This is a genomic window from Bradyrhizobium murdochi (assembly GCF_000472965.1).
Taxonomy (GTDB): domain Bacteria; phylum Pseudomonadota; class Alphaproteobacteria; order Rhizobiales; family Xanthobacteraceae; genus Bradyrhizobium; species Bradyrhizobium murdochi.
In genome coordinates this window covers 16,948-35,125 of record NZ_AXAU01000004.1, presented here as the reverse complement: position 1 = coordinate 35,125, position 18,178 = coordinate 16,948, and the positions used below count along the sequence as shown (strand labels likewise).

The window sequence follows — 18,178 nt, the reverse complement described above, 5'->3', positions numbered from 1 at the left end:
GTGAAGCGACGCGGCACCTCTCGGGCGCCGCGTTAGATTCTTGTTTGACGCGTTTTCTTCACGCGAACCGGTATCCACTTCGCTGGAAAACGCTACAGTGCCGGCGTCAGATCCGTTGCGATATCTCGTTCTCGTTCGGCAGCCGTCCGTCCGGTGTCAGATGATTGACGACGTCGGGCAGAAACTGGCTGAGGCCTTGCAGCAAGTCGTCGCGCGACAATCCGCTTTGCGCCGATAGCTGATCGATCTGATCGGCGCCGAGCGCATTGGCGAGATCGCCGGGCGAGACCTGTTTGTTGGGACCATTGCTGACCCAGGAGTCCGCGTGATCGCCGAGGCCCTTCTGCTGCAGTTGATTCAGGAGGTCGCCGAGGCCACCGCTCAAAACGGTGCCGGCCGCGCCTCCAGCAAGAAGCCCGCCCAAGCCCCCTTTAAGCATGTCGCTGAGTCCGCCGCCCATGCCGTCGCCGGGCATGCCGGCATTCACATTGCCCGGCGCGGGCGCCGGTTGCGGTGCCGAGCCGGTCTGGTTGCCGCTGAAATGCTTGATGCCTTTCCAGGCCAGCAGCGCCAGGATCGCCATGGTCAAGGGCGACATTCCGCCGCTCTCGGATTCTGAGCTGGGGCGGCTCGGACCGCGCGGCCCATTCATCATGCCGTTTAGTACGTCGAGTAAACCCATGGTTGTCTCCTCTGCGTAGCCCCGCGTGGAACATAACGGTGGCACATGACGGTTACAAGGCGCGGACCGTGCCACCTGCGATAGGCACAGTCCGCGCGCTCTGCTATTCGAAGCCGGTTGCAACGCGGTAGGTGACAAATGGTTTCGCGCCAAACGATCGGTATCGCAGGCGCCGGCAGCATCGGCTGCTTCGTCGGCGGCATGCTGGCGGCCGGCGGCCGCCGCGTGGCGCTCTTGGCGCGTTCGCGCGTGATCGCCGAGATCGAAGCCAGCGGCCTGCGGCCGACGAGTTTTGAAGGTTTTGACCAGACCGTCGCGCGCGATCGGTTCGTATTGTCGGAAAACCCTTCCATTTTTGCTGACGCCGGCGTGGTGCTGGTCACGGTCAAGAGCGCGGACACCGCGGCGATGGCCGAAATCATCGCTCACCATGCGCCGTCCAATGCCGTCGTCGTCAGCCTGCAGAACGGCGTCGGCAACGCCGCCGTGCTGCGCAACCGCCTGCCGGGGCGGCGCGTGCTCGGCGGCATGGTGCCGTTCAATGTGATCGCGCTTGGCGCAGGGCGGTTTCATCGCGCCACGTCGGGTGACATTGTCATCGAGCAGGACGAAGCGCGCGCAGCGGAGAAATTGTCGGTGCCGGGATTGACGATGCGGCCGACCGGCAACATCGATGGCGTGCAATGGGGCAAGCTGCTGCTCAATCTCAACAACGCGCTCAACGCGCTGGCCGATCTGCCGCTGCGCCGGCAGCTCGCAGAACGACCATGGCGGCAATTGTTCGCCGATCAGCTCGCCGAAGCTCTCGCGGCGATCAAGGCCGAAGGTATCAAGCCAGTGTCGCCGACGCCGATTCCGCCCGCCTGGATGCCGGCTTTGTTGCGCCTGCCGGATCCGGTCTTCGAAGCGTTGCTGGGGCGGACGATGAAGATCGATCCCGAGGCGCGCTCGTCGATGTGGGAAGATCTGCAGCGCAGCCGCCGGACCGAAATCGATTATCTGCAGGGCGTCATCACCGAAATCGCCGAGCGCCGCGGACTTGAGGCGCCGCTCTCGCGCCGGATCGTGGAATTGATCCGGCAGGCTGAAAGCAGCGGCAAGGGCTCGCCCGGCCTGACGCCGGAGCAGATTCGCCCCCGAAATTGATTTGCCTCGGCGCCGGCCCCGCGCGAGTTTCGTTCAGGTAAGCCGATGGGAGAGGCAACATGAAACGAACGCGTCTCGCGCTGGTAGCGGTTGCCGTCCTAATTTTCTGGGCGTCATTGCTGCCCGCTTATGCCGTGCCGCCAACGGCAACGCCGTCGCCGGGTTATGAAGCGAGGCTGCAGGAGCAGCGGGCGGCGTCACGTGCGATCGTAGCACCGGTCGTCAAGCCGCGCCGCGTCAAGCGGCTGCGCGCGCACTGATGCTGATCGCCGCGTGCGCACCGCTCAGCCACGTCGTCCCTGCGAACGCAGGGACCCATAACCACCGTCGCCAATTGTTGAAGGAAAGTCGTCGACCATCGCAGCAAGACAACATCCGCCGCGGCGTATGGGTCCCTGCGTTCGCAGGGACGACAGAAGAATCTAGCCCTTCTTCTGCTTGGTCGGTGGCTGCTGCTGCGGGTTGAGCAGCTTTTTCAGTCCGTTGATGCTTTCCGAGAGCCGCGGCCATTCACACGAGAATTGGTTCTTGGCGCAATGGGCCGCCCTGATGCGTGCGGCCTGCTTGACAGGGCTCGCCACCGGTATCGGCACCTTTTCGGTTTCGACCGGCGGAGGAGCCTGCTCCGTGCGCAGCGACACCTGTTGGATGCCTTGTTGTATTCCCTGTGCTGACGGCGGTTCCGGCTGTTGCTGCTTGGCCGCCGCCGCTGCGGCGATGTGGTTGCGCCGCTCGCGCTCGAGATAGGCAGTATATTGCTCGTCGATCTTCTTCTGCTCTTCCGGCGTCGGGTTGGGACCCGCGATGTCGAACGTCCGGTCCTGCATGAAGTCGTAATAGGTGTAGCCGCCGCCGGGCTTGCGGCGGCCGGCGAATTTCGCGTTGCATTCAGCGAGTTTCGCCGTCTTTTCTTCTTTGGTCGTCGCCTTCTCGGCCACATCGGCACAGGATTCGAAATCGTACGGTGCGCTACGCCACCACTGGGCATCTGAAGCCACCGGCGCGAGCACGAACAGCCCTCCGATCGCGGCAAAAACCAATGTCGATGCACGTGAGGCGATCACGGACGATTTGCTCCGGTCGAAATTCTTGGGAACTTTGGTTGAGCCGATTGTCATCATTTTGGCAGCGCTGTCACGCCGAAACTGCACGATGTTCCCGCTGGCGTTGTAACGTTACCCGCTTCATGTGACCGATGGAACACAGCGCCAGGCCGTTAAAAATCTTGAAGAAATTCAACAGCAACCCGAGTTCCCGCAGAGAATGCTGTAGTGATTCTAAGTGCACCATCCGCGGGCGAGCGGATAAGCACGCCACATTGTGGCAAGAATCAGTCAGCGCGCTCTCGCGCGAGCCAGCGTGCGCGACGCCGTTTCATGGAACACCGCGCGATAGAGTCTTGCGAATTCGCCCATGTGATGGAAGCCGTTGGCTCGCGCGCACGATGTCACGGTGATGGCGTCGGATCCCTTCACGAGCTGCGCGCGCGCCGACCAAAGCTGCTTGAGGCGCAAATAGCGATGCAGACTCATGCCGCGGACGCTCGCCACCGCTGTGCCCAGCGTCCTGACCGACACGCCGCACTGTTCGGCGAGGTCGGCGCTATAGATCGGCGCGGCGGAATGAAACGCGACATACTCGTCGATCATGCGAACGAGGCGGCAATAACCCATGCTTGCATTCTTGCCTGCCACTTCCGGCGTTCGGCCGCTGCGGAACATTTCGTCGATGGCGAGCAGCAGGCCTTCCTGGAGGGCCAGCGCCGAACGCCGCTCCTGCAACAGTTCCGGCCTGGCGGAAGCCGTCTGCAAAATACCTGTCGTGACGGATCTGACCGTTGCGAGGGCGTCAGTGTTCGGCATGAACGGGCATAGCCGGTCCGGCGTATCGAACCATTCCCGATCGCGCAGGCCGGCGCCAAGCGTGATGATCGCGTGCAGCGATCCACGGGGTTCGACGAACTGCAAATCCACATTGCCGCGCATGCCGACAAAAGCCGGACGATTCACGGACATGCCGTTGACGCTCACGTCGTAGTCGTCCTCGATCTGGAAGATGACGACGCCATGAGCGGCGCGGTAGCTGACATCGACGATCCGCGGAAACGAGCGGAGCACCGTGATCTGGCAGCAGGGCAACTGCACCGCCGCGCGCGCGGTATGGAAGTTCGCAAGATTCAGCGGGAGGCTGCGCGCATCGGCGACGAATTCGACCGGCCGGAAGGCGTCGATGTCGGAAAACCGGATGATCGAAAGGGCCGGCGAGGGGGCAAGATTCTTAAACAGCATTGTAAGACAACCGGGCGGCGTGAATCTTCGCAGCCAGCGTCGGCCGGTCTGGTTAACGCCGCATTAAGAAGTGTGGCCAAGGCGAAGATTTCGAAAGCACTGACGTGACGTGCGGGGCCGCCGGGCGAGCCGGACCCATCCAAATCCATTATACCTGCTCATGCGGAATGCTAATTGTTTTGCAGCAACCCAAGCCATCATGTGGCGGCTGATCTGGAGCCCTCGCGCCGAGCGGGGGAGCCGCAAGAGGAAGCAAGAGGAAACAGTCTCTATGACCATCACCACGGCCATGCCGAGCGTGCCGAAGCCCGCGCCGGAGCTGATCGAGGCGTTCAGGAACGCGCCGACCTCGATCATCAGCGACAACCTTGCCCGGCTGCCGGGCGCCGTCGGCCTGCGGCCGTTTCATCGTGCCGGCCGGCTGGTCGGAGCTGCTTTCACGGTGCGCACGCGGCCCGGCGACAATCTTGCGATCCACCGGGCGCTGGAGCTGGTCGGGCCGGGCGACGTCATCGTGGTTGATGGCGGCGGTGACGAGACGCGGGCGCTGGTCGGCGAGATCATGAAGAATATCGCCGAATACCGCGGCGCCGCGGGCTATGTGATCGACGGCGCCATCCGCGACGTCGCGGCCTTCGCTGCCTCCGACTTTCCCTGCTTTGCCCGCGCGGCGATCCACCGCGACCCGTACAAGAGCGGACCCGGCGAGATCAACGTGCCGGTTTCCATCGGCGGTTCGGTGATTTCTCCTGGCGACATCGTGGTCGGCGATGAGGACGGCGTGGTATCGTTCCCCGCCGCTGTGGCCGCCACATTGCTCGAGGCGGTCCGCGCCCAGATCGCGCGCGAGGAAGACACGTTGATCGCAATTCGCGAAGGCCGCTACCAGGGCAGCTACGGCAAGTCTTGAGGTGATGGTTGCATCAAATCAAATCGCCGCTGAACGCGCGCTGACGGAGGAACGATGAGTCAGAAAGACGAATTCCACAATCTGGATAACCCCGCCGACGGCCTGCTTCGCGAACTCGCCGCCGGCGTCACCACACGCATCTTTTCCGGCGAGCACGCCATGCTGTCGGTGGTGACGCTGGCGCCGCATTCGCAAGGCTCGCTGCATCATCACCCCGAAGAACAATGGGGCGTGCTGCTTGAGGGATCGGCGATCCGCGTTCAGGGCGATGAGGAAATTCCGGTCAAAAAGGGCGATTTCTGGCGTACGCCCGGCAACGTGCCGCACACCATGCGGGCTGGACCGGAAGGCGCGCGTGTGCTTGACATCTTCAGCCCGCCGCGCCCCGAATACAAGAAGGCCGGGTCTGGCTTCGGCACCTAGAGCGATCCGGAAAAGTGGGAACCGGTTTTCCGAAAAGATCATGCTCAAACAAGGAGAGGAGATCATGATGCGATTCCGCCTAATCGCATCATGATCTAGGACAAGCCTGCGAACAAAAACAAAAAAATCGCGGGCGATAACGGGAGGAGAGTTCTGGTGAAGATCACAAGACGCAACTTGCTTGCGGCGACGGCCGCGTTCGCGGTGACGCCGGCGCTGGCGCAGCCGACCAAGAACATGACGCTGGTGGTGCCGTTCCCGCCGGGCGGATCGACCGACGCGCTCGCGCGGCTATTGCAGTCTCATCTGCAGACGAAGCTCGGCCGCACTGTGCTGGTGGAGAACAAGTCCGGCGCGGCTGGCTCGCTCGGCGCTGCGCAGGTTGCCAAGAGCGCGCCTGACGGCGCGACGTTCCTGGTGACGTTCGATTCGCACGCGGTGATCCCATCGATCCTCGAAAAGCCGGGGCTAGATGTCGAGAAGGATCTGGTGCCGGTGTTCCTGGTCGGCACGGCGCCTTATGTCGTCGCCGCGAATGCCGAGCGGCCGTACAAGACCTTTGCCGACGTGGTCGCGGCCTGCAAGGCAAATCCTGGCGCGGTGAAATATGCCTCCGTCGGGATCGGCACGCTCGGCCATCTGGCGATGACGGTGCTGAGCAAGAAGGCCGGCGTCGAGATCACGCATGTGCCCTACCGCGGGGGCGGTCCGGCGATGAACGACGTGCTCGGCGGCCATGTCGATCTCATCGTGGGATCGGCGGCGCTGATCACGGCGCAACTCGGCACCAACAGGCTGCGGCCGATCCTGCAGATGGGCCGCGAGCGGATGCCCGTGCTGAAGGATACGCAGACCGCGATCGAAGCGGGCTTTCCCGATTTCGAGACGCTGGCCTGGTGGGGCGTTTTCGCGCCGAAGGGAACGCCGGAAGATGTCGTCGCCGGCATGGCGAAATCGGTGAGGGAGATTCTGAGCGAGCCGGCGGTAGCGGCGCAGTTACGCGAGACGCAGCAGATGACGCTGCTGCTCGCCGACGGCAAGGATTTCGGCACGTTCTTCGCCAAGCAGGTGAGCATCTGGGGACAGGTGGTCCGCGAGAACAACATCAAGGCGTAGCGGCAAGCGCCGGCACCGTATCAGCTCATGATAAAGGCCCCACGAGGGTGGGGCCTTCATCGTCAAGCGTCGGGTGCCTTAGTTGTAGTCTGAATATTTGAACTGCGGCATCGCCTTGAGCTGCTCCTTGGTGCCGCTCATCACGGCGTGATCGGGCATCCAGTCGTTCGCATCGGCGCTGCGTGCCGTGCCTGTCGTGGCCGCGCCGGTCGTGGTCTCGCGCTGCGTCCCTGTAGTCGCTCCGGGCGCCGTCGCGCTGGTGCGGACCGGCTCCTCGACGAATTTGAGCTTGTCCATGGAAACGGCGATGTCATGCTCGCCCATGCCCAGGAAGCCGCCGACGCCGATGACGACAGCGTTGACCTTGCCCTCCTTGTCGAGAATCAGCTCGTTGACCTCGCCGAGCTTTTCATTGGCGTCATTATAGACGTCGAGGCCCATGAGCTTGGACGCGCGCCAGTTCCCCTTGAGCTCCATCTTTTCCTGCGAGCCGGCCGTCGCGGCGGGGGCGGCGGGCTGAGCCGTTTGCGCGGTCTGCGCATAGGCGGGAGCACTGAAGACGGCGGCGCTCAAAAGAGCCGCTGCTAGGAGTTTCTGCATTTTGTCCTCCTCGGAAAGTCGACGTGTTTCCCTAGAACAGAACGCATGCGCGAACGTTCCACGACATTCGGGGGAAGTTTCGGCATGACTTGAGGATGCGGCGTGGCGTCGGGTTTCTTCGACTGTGTCACTCCCGTCGGCGGACGGCTCCTTTTTGGTTTTGGATCGACGCGGGAATTCCTTTGCCGGGCCCAAAGGGGGCGGCCCGGAGGGGCTGGCGATGCCACGCCCGCTTTGCTATGAAGCGTCCCAAGCACCTGCCTTGCCATGCGGGTCCGCGGTCCCGTAGCTCAGCCGGATAGAGCGACGGTTTCCTAAACCGTAGGTCGGAAGTTCGAGTCTTCCCGGGATCGCCAGCACGCCAAGACCACAACGCAGCCGTCCGCAGGTCGAACCGGCGCATGACAGACATTGTCACCATCACTCTGAATCCGGCGGTCGATCTTTCGACCGCGGTCGATGAGGTCCTGCCGGTAGCAAAGCTGCGCGGCAAGTCGCAGCGTCGCGATCCCGGCGGCGGCGGAATCAACGTCGCGCGGGTCATCAAGCGGCTCGGCGGCGATGCCCGCGCAATCTATCCCGTCGGCGGAGCGATCGGAACCTTGCTGCGTCAGCTTCTCGATGAAGAGGGGATTACCAGCCACACTTGGACGATTGCGGGTGAGACCCGGGAAGACTTCTTCGTCGATGAAATCAGTGCGGGCAGGCAATACCGGTTCATTCTTCCCGGCCCGCGGCTCGACGAAATCGAGTGGAAGGAATGCCTGAAACTGGTTGCGGAAATCGAGCCTTTTCCGCGTTTCCTGGTCGCAAGCGGCAGTCTGCCCGATGGCGTTCCCGATGACTTCCATGCGCAGATCGCAAGGATAGTTAAGCAGCGCGGCGCAAGGATGATGCTGGACACCTCGGGACCGGCGCTTGCCGCAGCGGCGGCCGAAGGCGTTGATTTGATCAAACCAAACCTGCGGGAGATGCGCGAACTGACCGGAAGCGAACCATCGGACGCCTACGCGTGGGAAGTCGCTGCAAAAGAGCTCGTCGAAAAGGGGAAAGCCAGCATCGTCGCGTTGACAATGGGCCACCATGGCGCGGCGCTTGTGACGCGCGACCAAGTCCTGCGGGCGCCGCCGATCCCGATCACGCCGCGGAGCGCGGTTGGAGCCGGCGACAGCTTTCTGGCGGCCCTGGTCTGGCGGCTCGCTTCAGGCGCATCCCGCGCAGACGCTTTCCGCCTGGCGGTCGCCGCCGGTGCCGCGACCCTGCTCCATCCCGGCACGGAGTTATGCCGGCCGGACGACGTCGCGCGCCTTGCCGATCAGGTGACAATCGAAACGGCGTGATAGCGAAACGTCTGGCTAAAGCATGATGATTCTTGGTTAGATCGATTTGACCGCGGACGCACTTCACCTCTCCCGCTTGCGGGGGAGGTCGGCGCGAAGCGCCGGGTGGGGGCTCTCTCCACTCGGGCAGTATCGCCCGCGGAGACACCCCCACCCCAGCCCTCCCCCGCAAGCGGGAGAGGGAGCGCACCTTCTTCATGGTCGCAATTAAACCTAGTTTCATCATGCTCTAGGCGCCCGCTTCGAGCAGTGCCTTGAAATCGGCGCGCGCACGTTGCGCCTCGCGCTTGGCAGTCTCGGAGGCCTCGCCGAGGCCGAAATAGCCGTGGATCAGGCCGAGGCCGTCATAGTAGCTGGTCGGCACGCCGGCGGCCTTTAGCGCGTCGGCATAGGCCTTGCCCTCGTCGCGGAGTGGATCGAACCATGCGGTGCAGACGATGGCCGGCGCCACGCCGGCAAGGTTTTTGGCGCGGAGCGGCGAGACGCGCCAGTCGGTGCCGTGTGTCTTGTCGGCGAGGTAATGGCCGCAAAACCACTCCATAGTGGCGCGGGTGAGGAAATAGCCTTCTGCGTTCTCGCTGCGCGAGGGGAAGCAGGCGTTTTCCGTCGCGTCCGCGAAACTTCCGGCAACGTCGGTGACGGGATAGACCAGCAATTGCGCTGATAGCCTGATGCCGGCGTCGCGGCAGGCGATCGCGGTGGTGGCCGCCAGATTGCCGCCCGCGCTGTCGCCGGCGATGCCGACGCGTGCGGCATCACCGCCGAATTCGGCGATGCGAGCGATGACGTCCTGTGTGGCCGTGAAGGCATCCTCGAAGGCGCCGGGAAAGCGCACCTCGGGCGGGCGGCGGTAATCGACCGAAACGACGACGGCGCCGGTCTCGATCGCGAGCCAGCGCGCCTGCCGGTCATGGGTTTCGAGATCGCCTGCAACCCAGCCGCCGCCGTGAAAGAACACGACCGTCGGCGATTTTTCGTTCGAGTTCCGGTAGACCCGCGCCGCTAGGAATCCGGCCGCGCCTTTCACCTTGATGTCTTCCGTACTCATTACCGGAGGCGGCGGAACTGCCGCGCGCGAGGCCGCCAATGCGCGGAGCGCATCGCGCGCGCTCTGCGGTGTCATCGTCGCGGGATCGCGCAGCGGCAGCAGCGGAATGATCTGGGCGACGACGGGATCGAGCGGCGGGATCATGCGGGGGCCGCGTTGCGAAACAGGACGGCAGCATAGGTAACGGGCGCGGCCGCCGCAATTGCGGCGTTTCCCAGAGCAGACCGCACCCCGCATCCTTCAGTTGATAATGATTCCTTCAAGACGAAATGCAGGTGGCGTCGATAGAATCGCGGTCCGTTTACTTCTGGTTATCCCTAACCGAGCGCGTGCGGGGAACGGCCGGGCGCGCCGATCATTACTCCTTCCAGAGGGAGTGGTGCGATGGATCAAATTGCCGAAATGGATCGGGCGCTCGACGAAATGCTCGTGCAACTCGGCGGGATGGTGCTGAAACTGTCCAGCCCGGAAGTGACGCGGACCGCCGACGAGCGGCGCGCACTGGCGTGCTCGGTCAACCAATATGCGCTGTGCGCCGCGCGCTCGGCTGATCCGCGCGTGCACCAGCTCAAGGCCGAGCTTGAGGAAACGATCAAGCCGCATTTGCGGCTGGTGGCCAGCCGTTAAGGCCAGCCGTTCGATTCGACGCTGCGAGGCCGGCGCGCAGGTGGCGACGGCCGGGCGAAGCTCGGCCGCGACCTTGCTCGAATGACTTAGCTCGAATGACTTAGAGCGTCTTGAGGTATTCGATCAGCGCCTTTCGATCGTCGGCGGACAGCTCCGGTCCGATGACGCCCTTTATTTCCTTTTCCTTGCTGAAGTCCTTCCTGAATTCGTGACCCCTGTTCGAGTTGCCGCGAATGGATGTATCGAATTCGAATCCGTTGGCGATCGGGTCGACCTTGTATCCGAGCTTGACGGGGTCATATTCGCGGCTGCCGAGATAGAATTTCTTCGGCCGCTTTTCCGGATCGCCGAGCAGATCGTCGATGGTCGGCACCGAGCCGTTGTGCAGATAGGGCGGTGTCGCCCACACGCCGTTCAGCGGACGGACCTTGTAGGCCAGTTCGCCCCGCAGTTCGTTCGGCATGTAGCCATCCATCCGTTTCCGCTCCGGAGCGCTCACAGGCGGTTTCTGCTGATCGAAGATGGTGTTGACGGTCTTCTCGACGAGTTCGCCGAGTGCGAACGCAAAGCTAGAGTTCTTGATTCCGAGATGGTCGGGGACCGCGACCGTGCGGGCCAGCATGTCCGCAGCCTGCGCGGGATCGGTTCCGATGTGCGAGATCGGAACGTTCTCGACCTTGAGGATTGCCTCGCCCGCCTCGTTCTTGGTCCACCAGTCCTTGTTGTTGAAATCGTAGAACGCCTCGCTCGTCACCGGCGGCCGGTGACATTCCTGGCAATGGGTCTTGTAGAGTTCGGCGCCCTTGTCGGCCAGCTTCTGGTCAATCGGCGGCAGGATATCACCCGGCCATTTCGGGGATTTCAGGCCTGAGAATCCGTTCTTCGCGTTCGGCGGATTCTTGCCCTTGATCATCTGCTCCATTTCGTCGAGCGACTTCAGGTCGACACTCGATTTGTACAGACCCTTTGACGGTTCGGTCAGATTGAGCTCAGCCGATACGCCAAGCGCCTCGCCGGCATTGCGCACCATCGGCTGCATGATGGAGCCGTTGTACTGCACCCAGTCGAACCACGGCGTGTTCCAGATCCGCGGAAAATGCACCGGCGCGGAGGAGCCGGCATAGTTCTCCGGCTTCTTCAGGTCGATCGAAAACACCTGGTTGCCGATCCGGTTGAGTGCGTCGAGCCGTCCGTATCCTTCCAGGATGCTCTGGGAGGCGACGCGTTCTTCCAGATTCTTGACCTGCTTGTATTGGGCAAGGACCTGGTCGAGCTGGTTCTTCAGCGTCTCGCGGTCGTCGACGGTGGAATCCGGACCAAGGATGCGCTCGGCGAACCGGTCGAACCGCCCAGGCCAGTAGCGCGTCAGCAACAGCGAGATGCCCATGCCCTGCTTCATCGCGAAGAGGTTGGTGAGCGCCGGTCCGCCGTCGATGACGACAGCGGTGTCCTTGTAGGTGAAGCTGCCGGTGTGGCAGGCCGCACAGGTCAGGCCGACGCCGGTCATGTCCTGCTTGTTGCGCGGGTTCTTCCACGGCGCGCCGGTCGGGTCCAGCATCGGACCGCCCTGCGCGAAGCCGATCGGGAGCACCTTCTTGCCGGGGATGATGGTGTCGGCAATGAAGCCGTAGCGGTCGAGATAGGCGGAATCGCTGAACAGACCAGGAGAGGTGAACAATAGCCAGGGAATCGTCGGCTGCTCCAGCGCCATGAGCCATTCGTAGGGAAAGCCGAAGGTCCGCGTTCCCTGATCGGCGTGATAGAACCAGCTCAGCTTTTCCTTAGGAACGCCCTGGTCGAGCCAGACGGTTTTCTTCGGTGTCGGATGCTCCACGATCTTGACGTGAAGATCCTGCGAGAGCTTGGCGACGTCGTCCTTGACGGCGGCGTAACCGATGCCGACGACCGCCAGCGCGATCACTATTTTTGCAATCCTTTTGCCCCGCATGGCCTGCCCCTCGTTAAAGCCGCGCCGATGGCGCGCAATATCGGTCTGTTATCAAAAAACGCCGCAAGGCGGGATCGCCCTCGGCGTGCGGTTGAACATGATGCCATCTTATAGTGGCGCCATAGGTCTGTCCAGAAATCCAAATCCTTGAGGGTCGCGGGATGCGGGTCCTCGCCGGTCATCGTTCGCCGGACATTTTCCAGTATAGAGTCTCAATCATGCAGAAGAGTGTCGGACAGATCACATGACGGCAGAAGCGGCAGAACGCTTGCGAATCGAGCTCGGCTCCGGTCAGACGGTTTCCGGCCTGGTGGTGCAGCCGCCACAGCCCCGCGCCTGTTACGTGTTCGCGCACGGGGCCGGCGCGGGCATGACACACAAGTCGATGGAGACAGTCGCCACAGGCCTTGCCGAGCGCGGCATTGCGACGCTGCGCTATCAGTTTCTCTATATGGAGAAAGGCGGCAAGCGGCCCGATCCGCCCGCGGTTGCGCATGCAACGGTGCGAGCGGCCGTGGCGGAAGCCGGGCGACGTTTTCCCTCATTGCCACTAATCGCGGGCGGCCGATCGTTCGGCGGGCGGATGACGTCGCAAGCACAGGCGCTTTCGCCGTTGCTGGGCGTTCGCGGGTTGGCGTTTCTCGGCTTTCCGCTGCATCCGGCCGGCAAGCCGTCCAGCGAGCGGGCCAGCCATCTCGCCGACGTCACAATCCCGATGCTGTTTTTGCAGGGCACGCGCGACGCACTGGCGGAGTTGAATCTGCTCGAACCGGTCGTCAAGAGCTTGGGATCGCGCGCGGTGCTGCATTTGCTTGATGGCGCCGATCATTCCTTTCACGTGCTGAAGAGTTCGGGGCGGAATGATCGCTCGGTGATGGACGAGGCGCTGGATGCGTTTGCAGCATGGGTTTAGACGATCGTGAGTTAAGCTCTCCGACGTCGTCCCTGCCTAGTGCGCAATTGCGCACGGGCGCAGGGACCCATAACCACAGGAGGGCATTGTTGAAGAAAGCCGTCTCCCCTTGTGCCTCTTCCGCAGGCCGCGGCGCTGCGATGAGCGCAATTGCGCTCACGCTCGGGGTCCCTGCGTTCGCAGGGACGACGGATATGGTTGCGCTCGTCGCTTTCTGAACTACGATGCGACTATGACAAAAATCCTGATCGTCAATCCCAACACCACCGCCTCGATGACGGAAACCATCGGCGCCGCCGCGCGCGCTGCAGCCGCGCCAGGCACCGAAATATCCGCCGTGACGTCGGCGATGGGGCCGGTCTCGATCGAAGGCTATTACGACGAGGCGTTCGCCGTGCCCGGCCTGATCCAGGCGCTGATGAATGCAGGGGATGCTGACGCTGGCATCATCGCTTGTTTCGACGACACCGGGCTCGATGCGGCCCGCACCGCCGCGCGCTTTCCCGTGGTAGGCATTTGCGAGGCGGCGCTGGTGACGGCCGGCCAAATTGCAAAGCGCATCGCGATCGTCACCACGCTGCCGCGCTCGATCGTGCCGCTCGAAGAGCTGGTGCGCCGCTATGGTTTTGCGGAGAGGGTGCAGGTTACCGCTTGCGACGTCGCGGTGCTCGATCTCGAAAAGCCGGGCTCCGGCGCCGAAGCGAAGCTTGAAGCCGAGATTGCCCGCGCGCTGGAGAAGAGCGCGGAGGCGATCGTGCTCGGCTGTGCGGGCATGGCCGATCTCCCGCAAAAACTGTCGCGGAAATTCGGCGTCCCCGTCGTCGATGGCGTGGCGGCAGCGGTGAAGCAGGCCGAGGCGCTGGCTGGTTTGAAACTGACAACCTCGCGGCGTGGCTCTTATGCGTCGCCGGGCGTGAAGAACTACACGGGAATACTGCAGCCGTTCGCGCCAAAAGCCTCACGCTGATTGCGGCGCGCCGTAGATCCTGTCGCGCAGTCGGCGCATGCCGGCTAGCCAGCGGTCGCGGTTGGAGGCCTTGCGCTGGATGTATTCGGCGACCTGCGGGTGCGACAGGATGAGGAAGCGTTCTTCCTCCATCGCCTCGATCACCATGCGCGCCACTTCCGGCGGCTGCAAGACGCCATCGATCCGCGCCGCGCTGGGGCCGGGCGTCGTCATGCCCGTTTGTACCGATTGCGGGCACAGCACGGAGACGCGGATGCCGCGATCGCCATATTGAATGGCGAGATGCTCGGCGAGCGCCACCGCGGCGTTCTTGGTGACGCCGTAAGGCATCGAGTTCAGCGACGCCAGCAGGCCCGCGGCGGATGCCGTGTTGAGGAGATAACCGGAGCCGCGTGCGAGCATGCCGGGCACCAGCGCGCGGGCCGCGAACACATGGCTCATGACATGGACGCGCCAGCTCACGTCCCAATCGGCGTCAGACGCGGTCTCCTGGCCCTTGCGCGAGAGGCCGGCGTTGGAAAAGAACACGTCGACCGGCCCATACTTGTCCTCGGCCGCCGCGATCAGTGCCTTGATGTCCTCCTCCAGTCCGACGTCGGCCGTGATCGGCAGCCCGTCGATGTCGCCGGCGACCTTGGCAAGCTTCTCGCGCGAGGTCTTGAGGTCGGCGACGACGACGCCACGCGCGCCGGCCTCCGCATAGGCGCGCGCCACCGCCTCGCCGATGCCGCTCGCGGCTCCCGTGACGACGCAGACCTTGTCTTTGACATGCATGATGCGGTTTCCCCTTGCTTGTTCTTAGGTCTTGTAGAGCCCTCTGTCGCGCGCCTGTCGGATCGCCAGCGCGGCCATCATGTCGAGCATCGGTGTCGAAAGTCCGGCGGCGCGGGCGAAGGCGGCGGGCGCGCGGACCAAAACGTCGATCTCCATGGCGCGGCCGAGCTCGTAATCCTGCAGGATCGACGGCTTGTGGTCGGGCGCGGGGCCGGAGCGCGTCACGCGCTTGACCTGCGGAAAACAGCTTTGCGCCACGCTGTTGGCCTCGTCGAGCAGGCGCGGCACAATGTCGGCGAGATCAGGATCGTCGCGTACGGCGCGCGCAGTCTGCCCGGTCAGCAAACACAGCACCGACATCGACATGTTGGTCAGGAGCTTTGACCAGATCGTCTCCCTGATCTGCGCAACCTCGGGCGAGTCGATCGAAGCTGCGTTCAGCGCGTCGCGCAGCTTGGCGACGCGCTCGCTAGCGTGGTCGTCGCACTCGCCGATCAGGAGCCGGTTGCGCTCGGGCGACAGGTTCGCGACCACGCCCGGCGCCAAGACTTCATTCGATGAGAACACCACGCCGCCGACGATGCGTTCTCTCGGGATCGTCGCGCGCAGGCGTCCGCCGGAATCGAGGAAGGCCAGATCCGGCACCGGCGGATGGCTTGGCGAGACCCCGATATCGTACCACCAGGGAATGCCGTTCTGCGCGAACACCACGGCTGTGTCACTGCCGAGCAGCGGCTGCAGCCCGGTGGCGAGGCTGGCGAGGCCAGTCGCTTTCAACGTGCAAATCACGACGTCCTGCCGGCCCAGCGCGGCGGGATCACTGGATGCGCTGACCTTCGCCTTGAACTCCCCATCTCCAACCCGCAGCGTCAGCCCGTTGGCTTTCACGGCATCCAGGTGCGCTCCGCGCATCACGCAGGAAACGTCATGTCCTGCCAGCGCAAGCCGCACCGCAAAATGGCTGCCGACGGCGCCCGCACCGAAAACGCAAATCCGCATGGAGTGGATATCCTGCTGAAGGGATCGTCCGAGCTTCAGTTTCCACAAGCACGCAACCGTATGCAACCGGTGACGCGGTTTGCATCACTGCTATGGCGAAAAGGGATGGATCACCTTCCGTTGTCTCGGCATAGTGCCGCCGACAACGAGTACGAGAGGACCGCCGAATGACTGCCAATCCGGTTTTATGGAATCTTGACGCGCGCGGCGTCGCCACCGTCACGCTCAATCGCCCCGAGGTGAACAACGCCTATGACGGCGGACTGATCGGCGGCGTGCTCGCGGCGATGGACGATCTCGGCACGAAGCAAAATCTTCGCGTCGTCGTGCTCAAGGGCCATGGCAAGCATTTTCAGGCCGGCGCCGACCTGAAATGGATCAACGGCGTGCGGCCGAAATCGGCCGCGGAGAACGAAGCGGTGTCGCGCGCGACGTTCGAGGCCGTGCAGCGGTTGAACACGCTGCCGATCCCGACGGTCGCGCTGGTGCAGGGCGGCTGCTTCGGCGGCGGCACCGGTGTGATCTCGGCATGCGACGTCGTGATCGCCGCCGACAATGCGCTGTTCTCGATCACGGAAGTGCGCTGGGGCCTCACCGCCGCAATCATCATTCCGCAACTCTGCGACGCCATCGGCGTCCGCCAGGTCCGCCGCTACGCGCTGACCGGCGAACGGTTCGGCGCGGAAGAGGCCCGCCGCATCGGGCTGGTGCATGAGGTGGTGCCGCTGGCGGAGCTGGAAATGGCAGGCGCGAAGGTCGTCGAGCAACTGCTCGCCAACGGCCCCGAAGCGTTGGCCGAAACCAAGCGGCTGGCAATGGAAAGCTCGTTCGGCGGCATGGGCGTCGACGACGAGGCCTACGCGCGGCTGGTGAAAACGCATTCGGCGCGGCGGCAGACGGCGGAAGCGTCGGAGGGGCTGGCGTCGTTTGCGGAGAAGCGGGCGGCGCGATGGGGGGCGACGGCAAAATAGCTATTTCATTACCCATCTGTACAACAGTGGCGGACGCGGAAGAGTTTGCTATATTGGAGCCATGACAGCGAAGGACCTTGAGACCCTTATGGAGCGTGTCCGCCACTGGCCCAAGGAGCGCCAGGAGGACGCGGCGGAAGTCTTGCTTGAAATGGAGCGGCAGGACGCGAGCCGCCATCGGTTGACTGACGCTCAAGCCGAAGAGGTCGCCCGCATCCAGCGCGATATCCGCGAAGGTCGAGGCAAGCTCGCAACCGATGAGCAAATGGCGGCCCTTTGGAAGTCATGCGGCCTGTAAGGTTGCGCTTCACCGCGGAAGCGCGGGAACATATTGCCGCAATTTACAGCTATATCAGAGATCGCAATCCTGCTGCGGCCACGCAGGTGGTAGGTCGCATCCGTTTGGCTGCCGAGCGATTGGCGGAATTTCCGCGTATGGGACATGCCGGTCGTGTAGCCGGTACCCATGAATGGGTAGTACGCGGCTTGCCCTATATTATTGTCTATCAAACCGGCGCGGCCGATCCTGACGAGGTGCTGATCCTCGGCGTATTCCATGCGGCACAGGATCGAGAACGCGAATGACGCCGCGATCACAGGAGCGCCACAGCTTGCCATCCAAACGCATCGCCATTGCCGGACTGGGCGAGATCGGTCGAACCGTCGCGCGCAAGCTGGCGCATGGTTTGCCGGGCCTCTCGCTCGCGGCGATCACGACGAGGGATCAGGCGAAGGCGCAAGCATGGCTCGATCGTGAAGGCGTCTCCTGCCCGCTGATCGCACTCGATGACTTGCCCGAATATGCTGACCTCGTCGTCGAATGCGCGCCGGCGGCGATTCTCGATCAAATCTGCCGGCCGATGCTCACCGCCGGCAAGCAGGTGATGGTGCTGAGCGCCAGCGCGCTGTTGCCGCGACCTGATCTCGTCGATCTTGCCCGCGCGCACGGCGGTCAGATCATCGTGCCGACCGGCGCCTTGATCGGTTTCGATGCGGTTTGCGCCGCTGCCGAGGGAACCATCACCTCGGTGCAAATGGTCACGCGCAAGCCGCCCCGAGGTCTTGCCGGCGCGCCTTATCTCGTCGAGAACGGGATCTCCATGGAGGGCCTGACATCGGCGCTGTGTGTCTTCAAGGGCTCGGCGCGCGATGCGGCTGCCGCCTTTCCCGCCAATGTCAATGTCGTGGCAGCGTTGTCGCTGGCCGGCATTGGGCCCGATCGCACGACGATCGAAATCTGGGCCGATCCGGCGGTGACGCGGAATTGCCATCAGATCAAGGTCGAATCCGACTCGGCCTCGTTCACGATGTCGATCGAGAACATCCCATCGGAAAATCCGAAGACCGGCCGCATCACCGCGCTCTCGGTAATTGCGGCGCTGCGCAAGCTGACTTCGCCGCTGCAGGTCGGAACGTAACGCCTTCC

The 18,178-nt window shown here is 63.5% G+C and carries 21 protein-coding genes and 1 tRNA gene; 14 read left to right on the top strand and 8 right to left on the bottom strand.

Annotated features, from left to right (window positions below; translation table 11 throughout):
- Window positions 1–106: 106 nt before the first annotated feature.
- Complete coding sequence (locus YUO_RS0112830; RefSeq protein ID WP_028347621.1) at window positions 107–682, bottom strand: YidB family protein; 576 nt, start codon at window positions 680–682, stop codon at window positions 107–109.
- A gap of 138 nt (window positions 683–820) precedes the next feature.
- Between YUO_RS0112830 and YUO_RS0112825 the strand changes: the two genes are divergently transcribed.
- Window positions 821–1,828 carry a 2-dehydropantoate 2-reductase gene (locus tag YUO_RS0112825; RefSeq protein WP_028347620.1) on the top strand — a complete coding sequence of 336 codons (1,008 nt, stop codon included), beginning with the start codon at window positions 821–823 and terminating at the stop codon, window positions 1,826–1,828.
- A gap of 59 nt (window positions 1,829–1,887) precedes the next feature.
- Window positions 1,888–2,088, top strand: coding sequence for a hypothetical protein (locus YUO_RS0112820; protein WP_028347619.1), 201 nt, complete (start codon window positions 1,888–1,890; stop codon window positions 2,086–2,088).
- Between the two features lie 162 nt (window positions 2,089–2,250).
- Here YUO_RS0112820 and YUO_RS40600 read toward each other — a convergent pair whose 3' ends face one another.
- Together YUO_RS40600 and YUO_RS0112810 are read right to left on the bottom strand one after the other, a co-directional pair.
- A complete protein-coding gene (locus tag YUO_RS40600; RefSeq protein WP_051379435.1) occupies window positions 2,251–2,946 on the bottom strand; it encodes a hypothetical protein in 696 nt (231 codons plus the stop codon).
- A 216-nt stretch (window positions 2,947–3,162) separates the two neighbouring features.
- Window positions 3,163–4,116: a helix-turn-helix domain-containing protein gene (locus YUO_RS0112810; RefSeq protein WP_028347618.1), complete on the bottom strand. Its 954-nt coding sequence runs from the start codon at window positions 4,114–4,116 to the stop codon at window positions 3,163–3,165.
- 271 nt (window positions 4,117–4,387) lie between these two features.
- Between YUO_RS0112810 and YUO_RS0112805 the strand changes: the two genes are divergently transcribed.
- From YUO_RS0112805 to YUO_RS0112795, 3 genes are all read left to right on the top strand, one after another.
- Window positions 4,388–5,026, top strand: a complete 639-nt coding sequence (locus tag YUO_RS0112805; protein ID WP_028347617.1) for an RraA family protein — start codon at window positions 4,388–4,390, stop codon at window positions 5,024–5,026.
- 54 nt (window positions 5,027–5,080) lie between these two features.
- The gene (locus YUO_RS0112800; protein WP_028347616.1) at window positions 5,081–5,449 is read left to right on the top strand and encodes a cupin domain-containing protein; all 369 of its coding nucleotides are present in this window, start codon (window positions 5,081–5,083) and stop codon (window positions 5,447–5,449) included.
- A gap of 156 nt (window positions 5,450–5,605) precedes the next feature.
- Complete coding sequence (locus tag YUO_RS0112795) at window positions 5,606–6,565, top strand: Bug family tripartite tricarboxylate transporter substrate binding protein (RefSeq protein ID WP_028347615.1); 960 nt, start codon at window positions 5,606–5,608, stop codon at window positions 6,563–6,565.
- Window positions 6,566–6,643: 78 nt separating this feature from the next.
- On the opposite strand, the gene YUO_RS0112790 is transcribed toward YUO_RS0112795, so the two are convergent.
- Complete coding sequence (locus YUO_RS0112790; protein WP_028347614.1) at window positions 6,644–7,165, bottom strand: PRC-barrel domain-containing protein; 522 nt, start codon at window positions 7,163–7,165, stop codon at window positions 6,644–6,646.
- Between the two features lie 279 nt (window positions 7,166–7,444).
- On the opposite strand from YUO_RS0112790, the gene YUO_RS0112785 reads away from it, so the two are divergent.
- Window positions 7,445–7,521: transfer RNA gene (locus tag YUO_RS0112785), tRNA-Arg, on the top strand.
- 45 nt (window positions 7,522–7,566) lie between these two features.
- Window positions 7,567–8,505 (top strand): 1-phosphofructokinase family hexose kinase, encoded by a 939-nt coding sequence (locus tag YUO_RS0112780; protein ID WP_028347613.1) that lies wholly within the window; start codon window positions 7,567–7,569, stop codon window positions 8,503–8,505.
- 229 nt (window positions 8,506–8,734) lie between these two features.
- Here the strand turns inward: YUO_RS0112780 and YUO_RS0112775 are convergent, their stop codons facing one another.
- Window positions 8,735–9,697: an alpha/beta hydrolase gene (locus YUO_RS0112775; protein WP_028347612.1), complete on the bottom strand. Its 963-nt coding sequence runs from the start codon at window positions 9,695–9,697 to the stop codon at window positions 8,735–8,737.
- A gap of 240 nt (window positions 9,698–9,937) precedes the next feature.
- On the opposite strand from YUO_RS0112775, the gene YUO_RS0112770 reads away from it, so the two are divergent.
- Entirely contained in the window at window positions 9,938–10,180 is a 243-nt protein-coding gene (locus tag YUO_RS0112770; protein WP_028347611.1) for a hypothetical protein, read from the top strand.
- Between the two features lie 100 nt (window positions 10,181–10,280).
- Here the strand turns inward: YUO_RS0112770 and YUO_RS0112765 are convergent, their stop codons facing one another.
- Complete coding sequence (locus YUO_RS0112765; protein ID WP_028347610.1) at window positions 10,281–12,128, bottom strand: di-heme-cytochrome C peroxidase; 1,848 nt, start codon at window positions 12,126–12,128, stop codon at window positions 10,281–10,283.
- Between the two features lie 244 nt (window positions 12,129–12,372).
- Between YUO_RS0112765 and YUO_RS0112760 the strand changes: the two genes are divergently transcribed.
- Both YUO_RS0112760 and YUO_RS0112755 read left to right on the top strand, forming a co-directional pair.
- The gene (locus YUO_RS0112760) at window positions 12,373–13,041 is read left to right on the top strand and encodes an alpha/beta hydrolase family protein (protein WP_028347609.1); all 669 of its coding nucleotides are present in this window, start codon (window positions 12,373–12,375) and stop codon (window positions 13,039–13,041) included.
- Window positions 13,042–13,273: 232 nt separating this feature from the next.
- Entirely contained in the window at window positions 13,274–14,008 is a 735-nt protein-coding gene (locus tag YUO_RS0112755; protein ID WP_028347608.1) for an aspartate/glutamate racemase family protein, read from the top strand.
- Here the strand turns inward: YUO_RS0112755 and YUO_RS0112750 are convergent.
- Window positions 14,000–14,782: an SDR family oxidoreductase gene (locus YUO_RS0112750; protein ID WP_028347607.1), complete on the bottom strand. Its 783-nt coding sequence runs from the start codon at window positions 14,780–14,782 to the stop codon at window positions 14,000–14,002. The two genes, YUO_RS0112755 and YUO_RS0112750, sit on opposite strands and share 9 nt — an antisense overlap.
- A 24-nt stretch (window positions 14,783–14,806) precedes the next feature.
- Window positions 14,807–15,781, bottom strand: a complete 975-nt coding sequence (locus YUO_RS0112745) for a ketopantoate reductase family protein (RefSeq protein WP_028347606.1) — start codon at window positions 15,779–15,781, stop codon at window positions 14,807–14,809.
- Window positions 15,782–15,948: 167 nt separating this feature from the next.
- Here YUO_RS0112745 and YUO_RS0112740 point away from each other — a divergent pair, with 167 nt between their 5' ends.
- The 4 genes from YUO_RS0112740 (at window position 15,949) to YUO_RS0112725 (ending at window position 18,170) form a co-directional block, all read left to right on the top strand.
- Window positions 15,949–16,752, top strand: coding sequence for an enoyl-CoA hydratase-related protein (locus YUO_RS0112740; protein WP_028347605.1), 804 nt, complete (start codon window positions 15,949–15,951; stop codon window positions 16,750–16,752).
- 61 nt (window positions 16,753–16,813) lie between these two features.
- The gene (locus YUO_RS0112735) at window positions 16,814–17,050 is read left to right on the top strand and encodes a hypothetical protein (RefSeq protein ID WP_028347604.1); all 237 of its coding nucleotides are present in this window, start codon (window positions 16,814–16,816) and stop codon (window positions 17,048–17,050) included.
- A gap of 2 nt (window positions 17,051–17,052) precedes the next feature.
- Window positions 17,053–17,337, top strand: a complete 285-nt coding sequence (locus YUO_RS0112730; RefSeq protein WP_051379413.1) for a type II toxin-antitoxin system RelE/ParE family toxin — start codon at window positions 17,053–17,055, stop codon at window positions 17,335–17,337.
- Window positions 17,334–18,170 (top strand): aspartate dehydrogenase, encoded by an 837-nt coding sequence (locus tag YUO_RS0112725; protein WP_051379412.1) that lies wholly within the window; start codon window positions 17,334–17,336, stop codon window positions 18,168–18,170. Before YUO_RS0112730 ends, YUO_RS0112725 begins: the two co-directional genes overlap by 4 nt.
- Window positions 18,171–18,178: the final 8 nt, after the last annotated feature.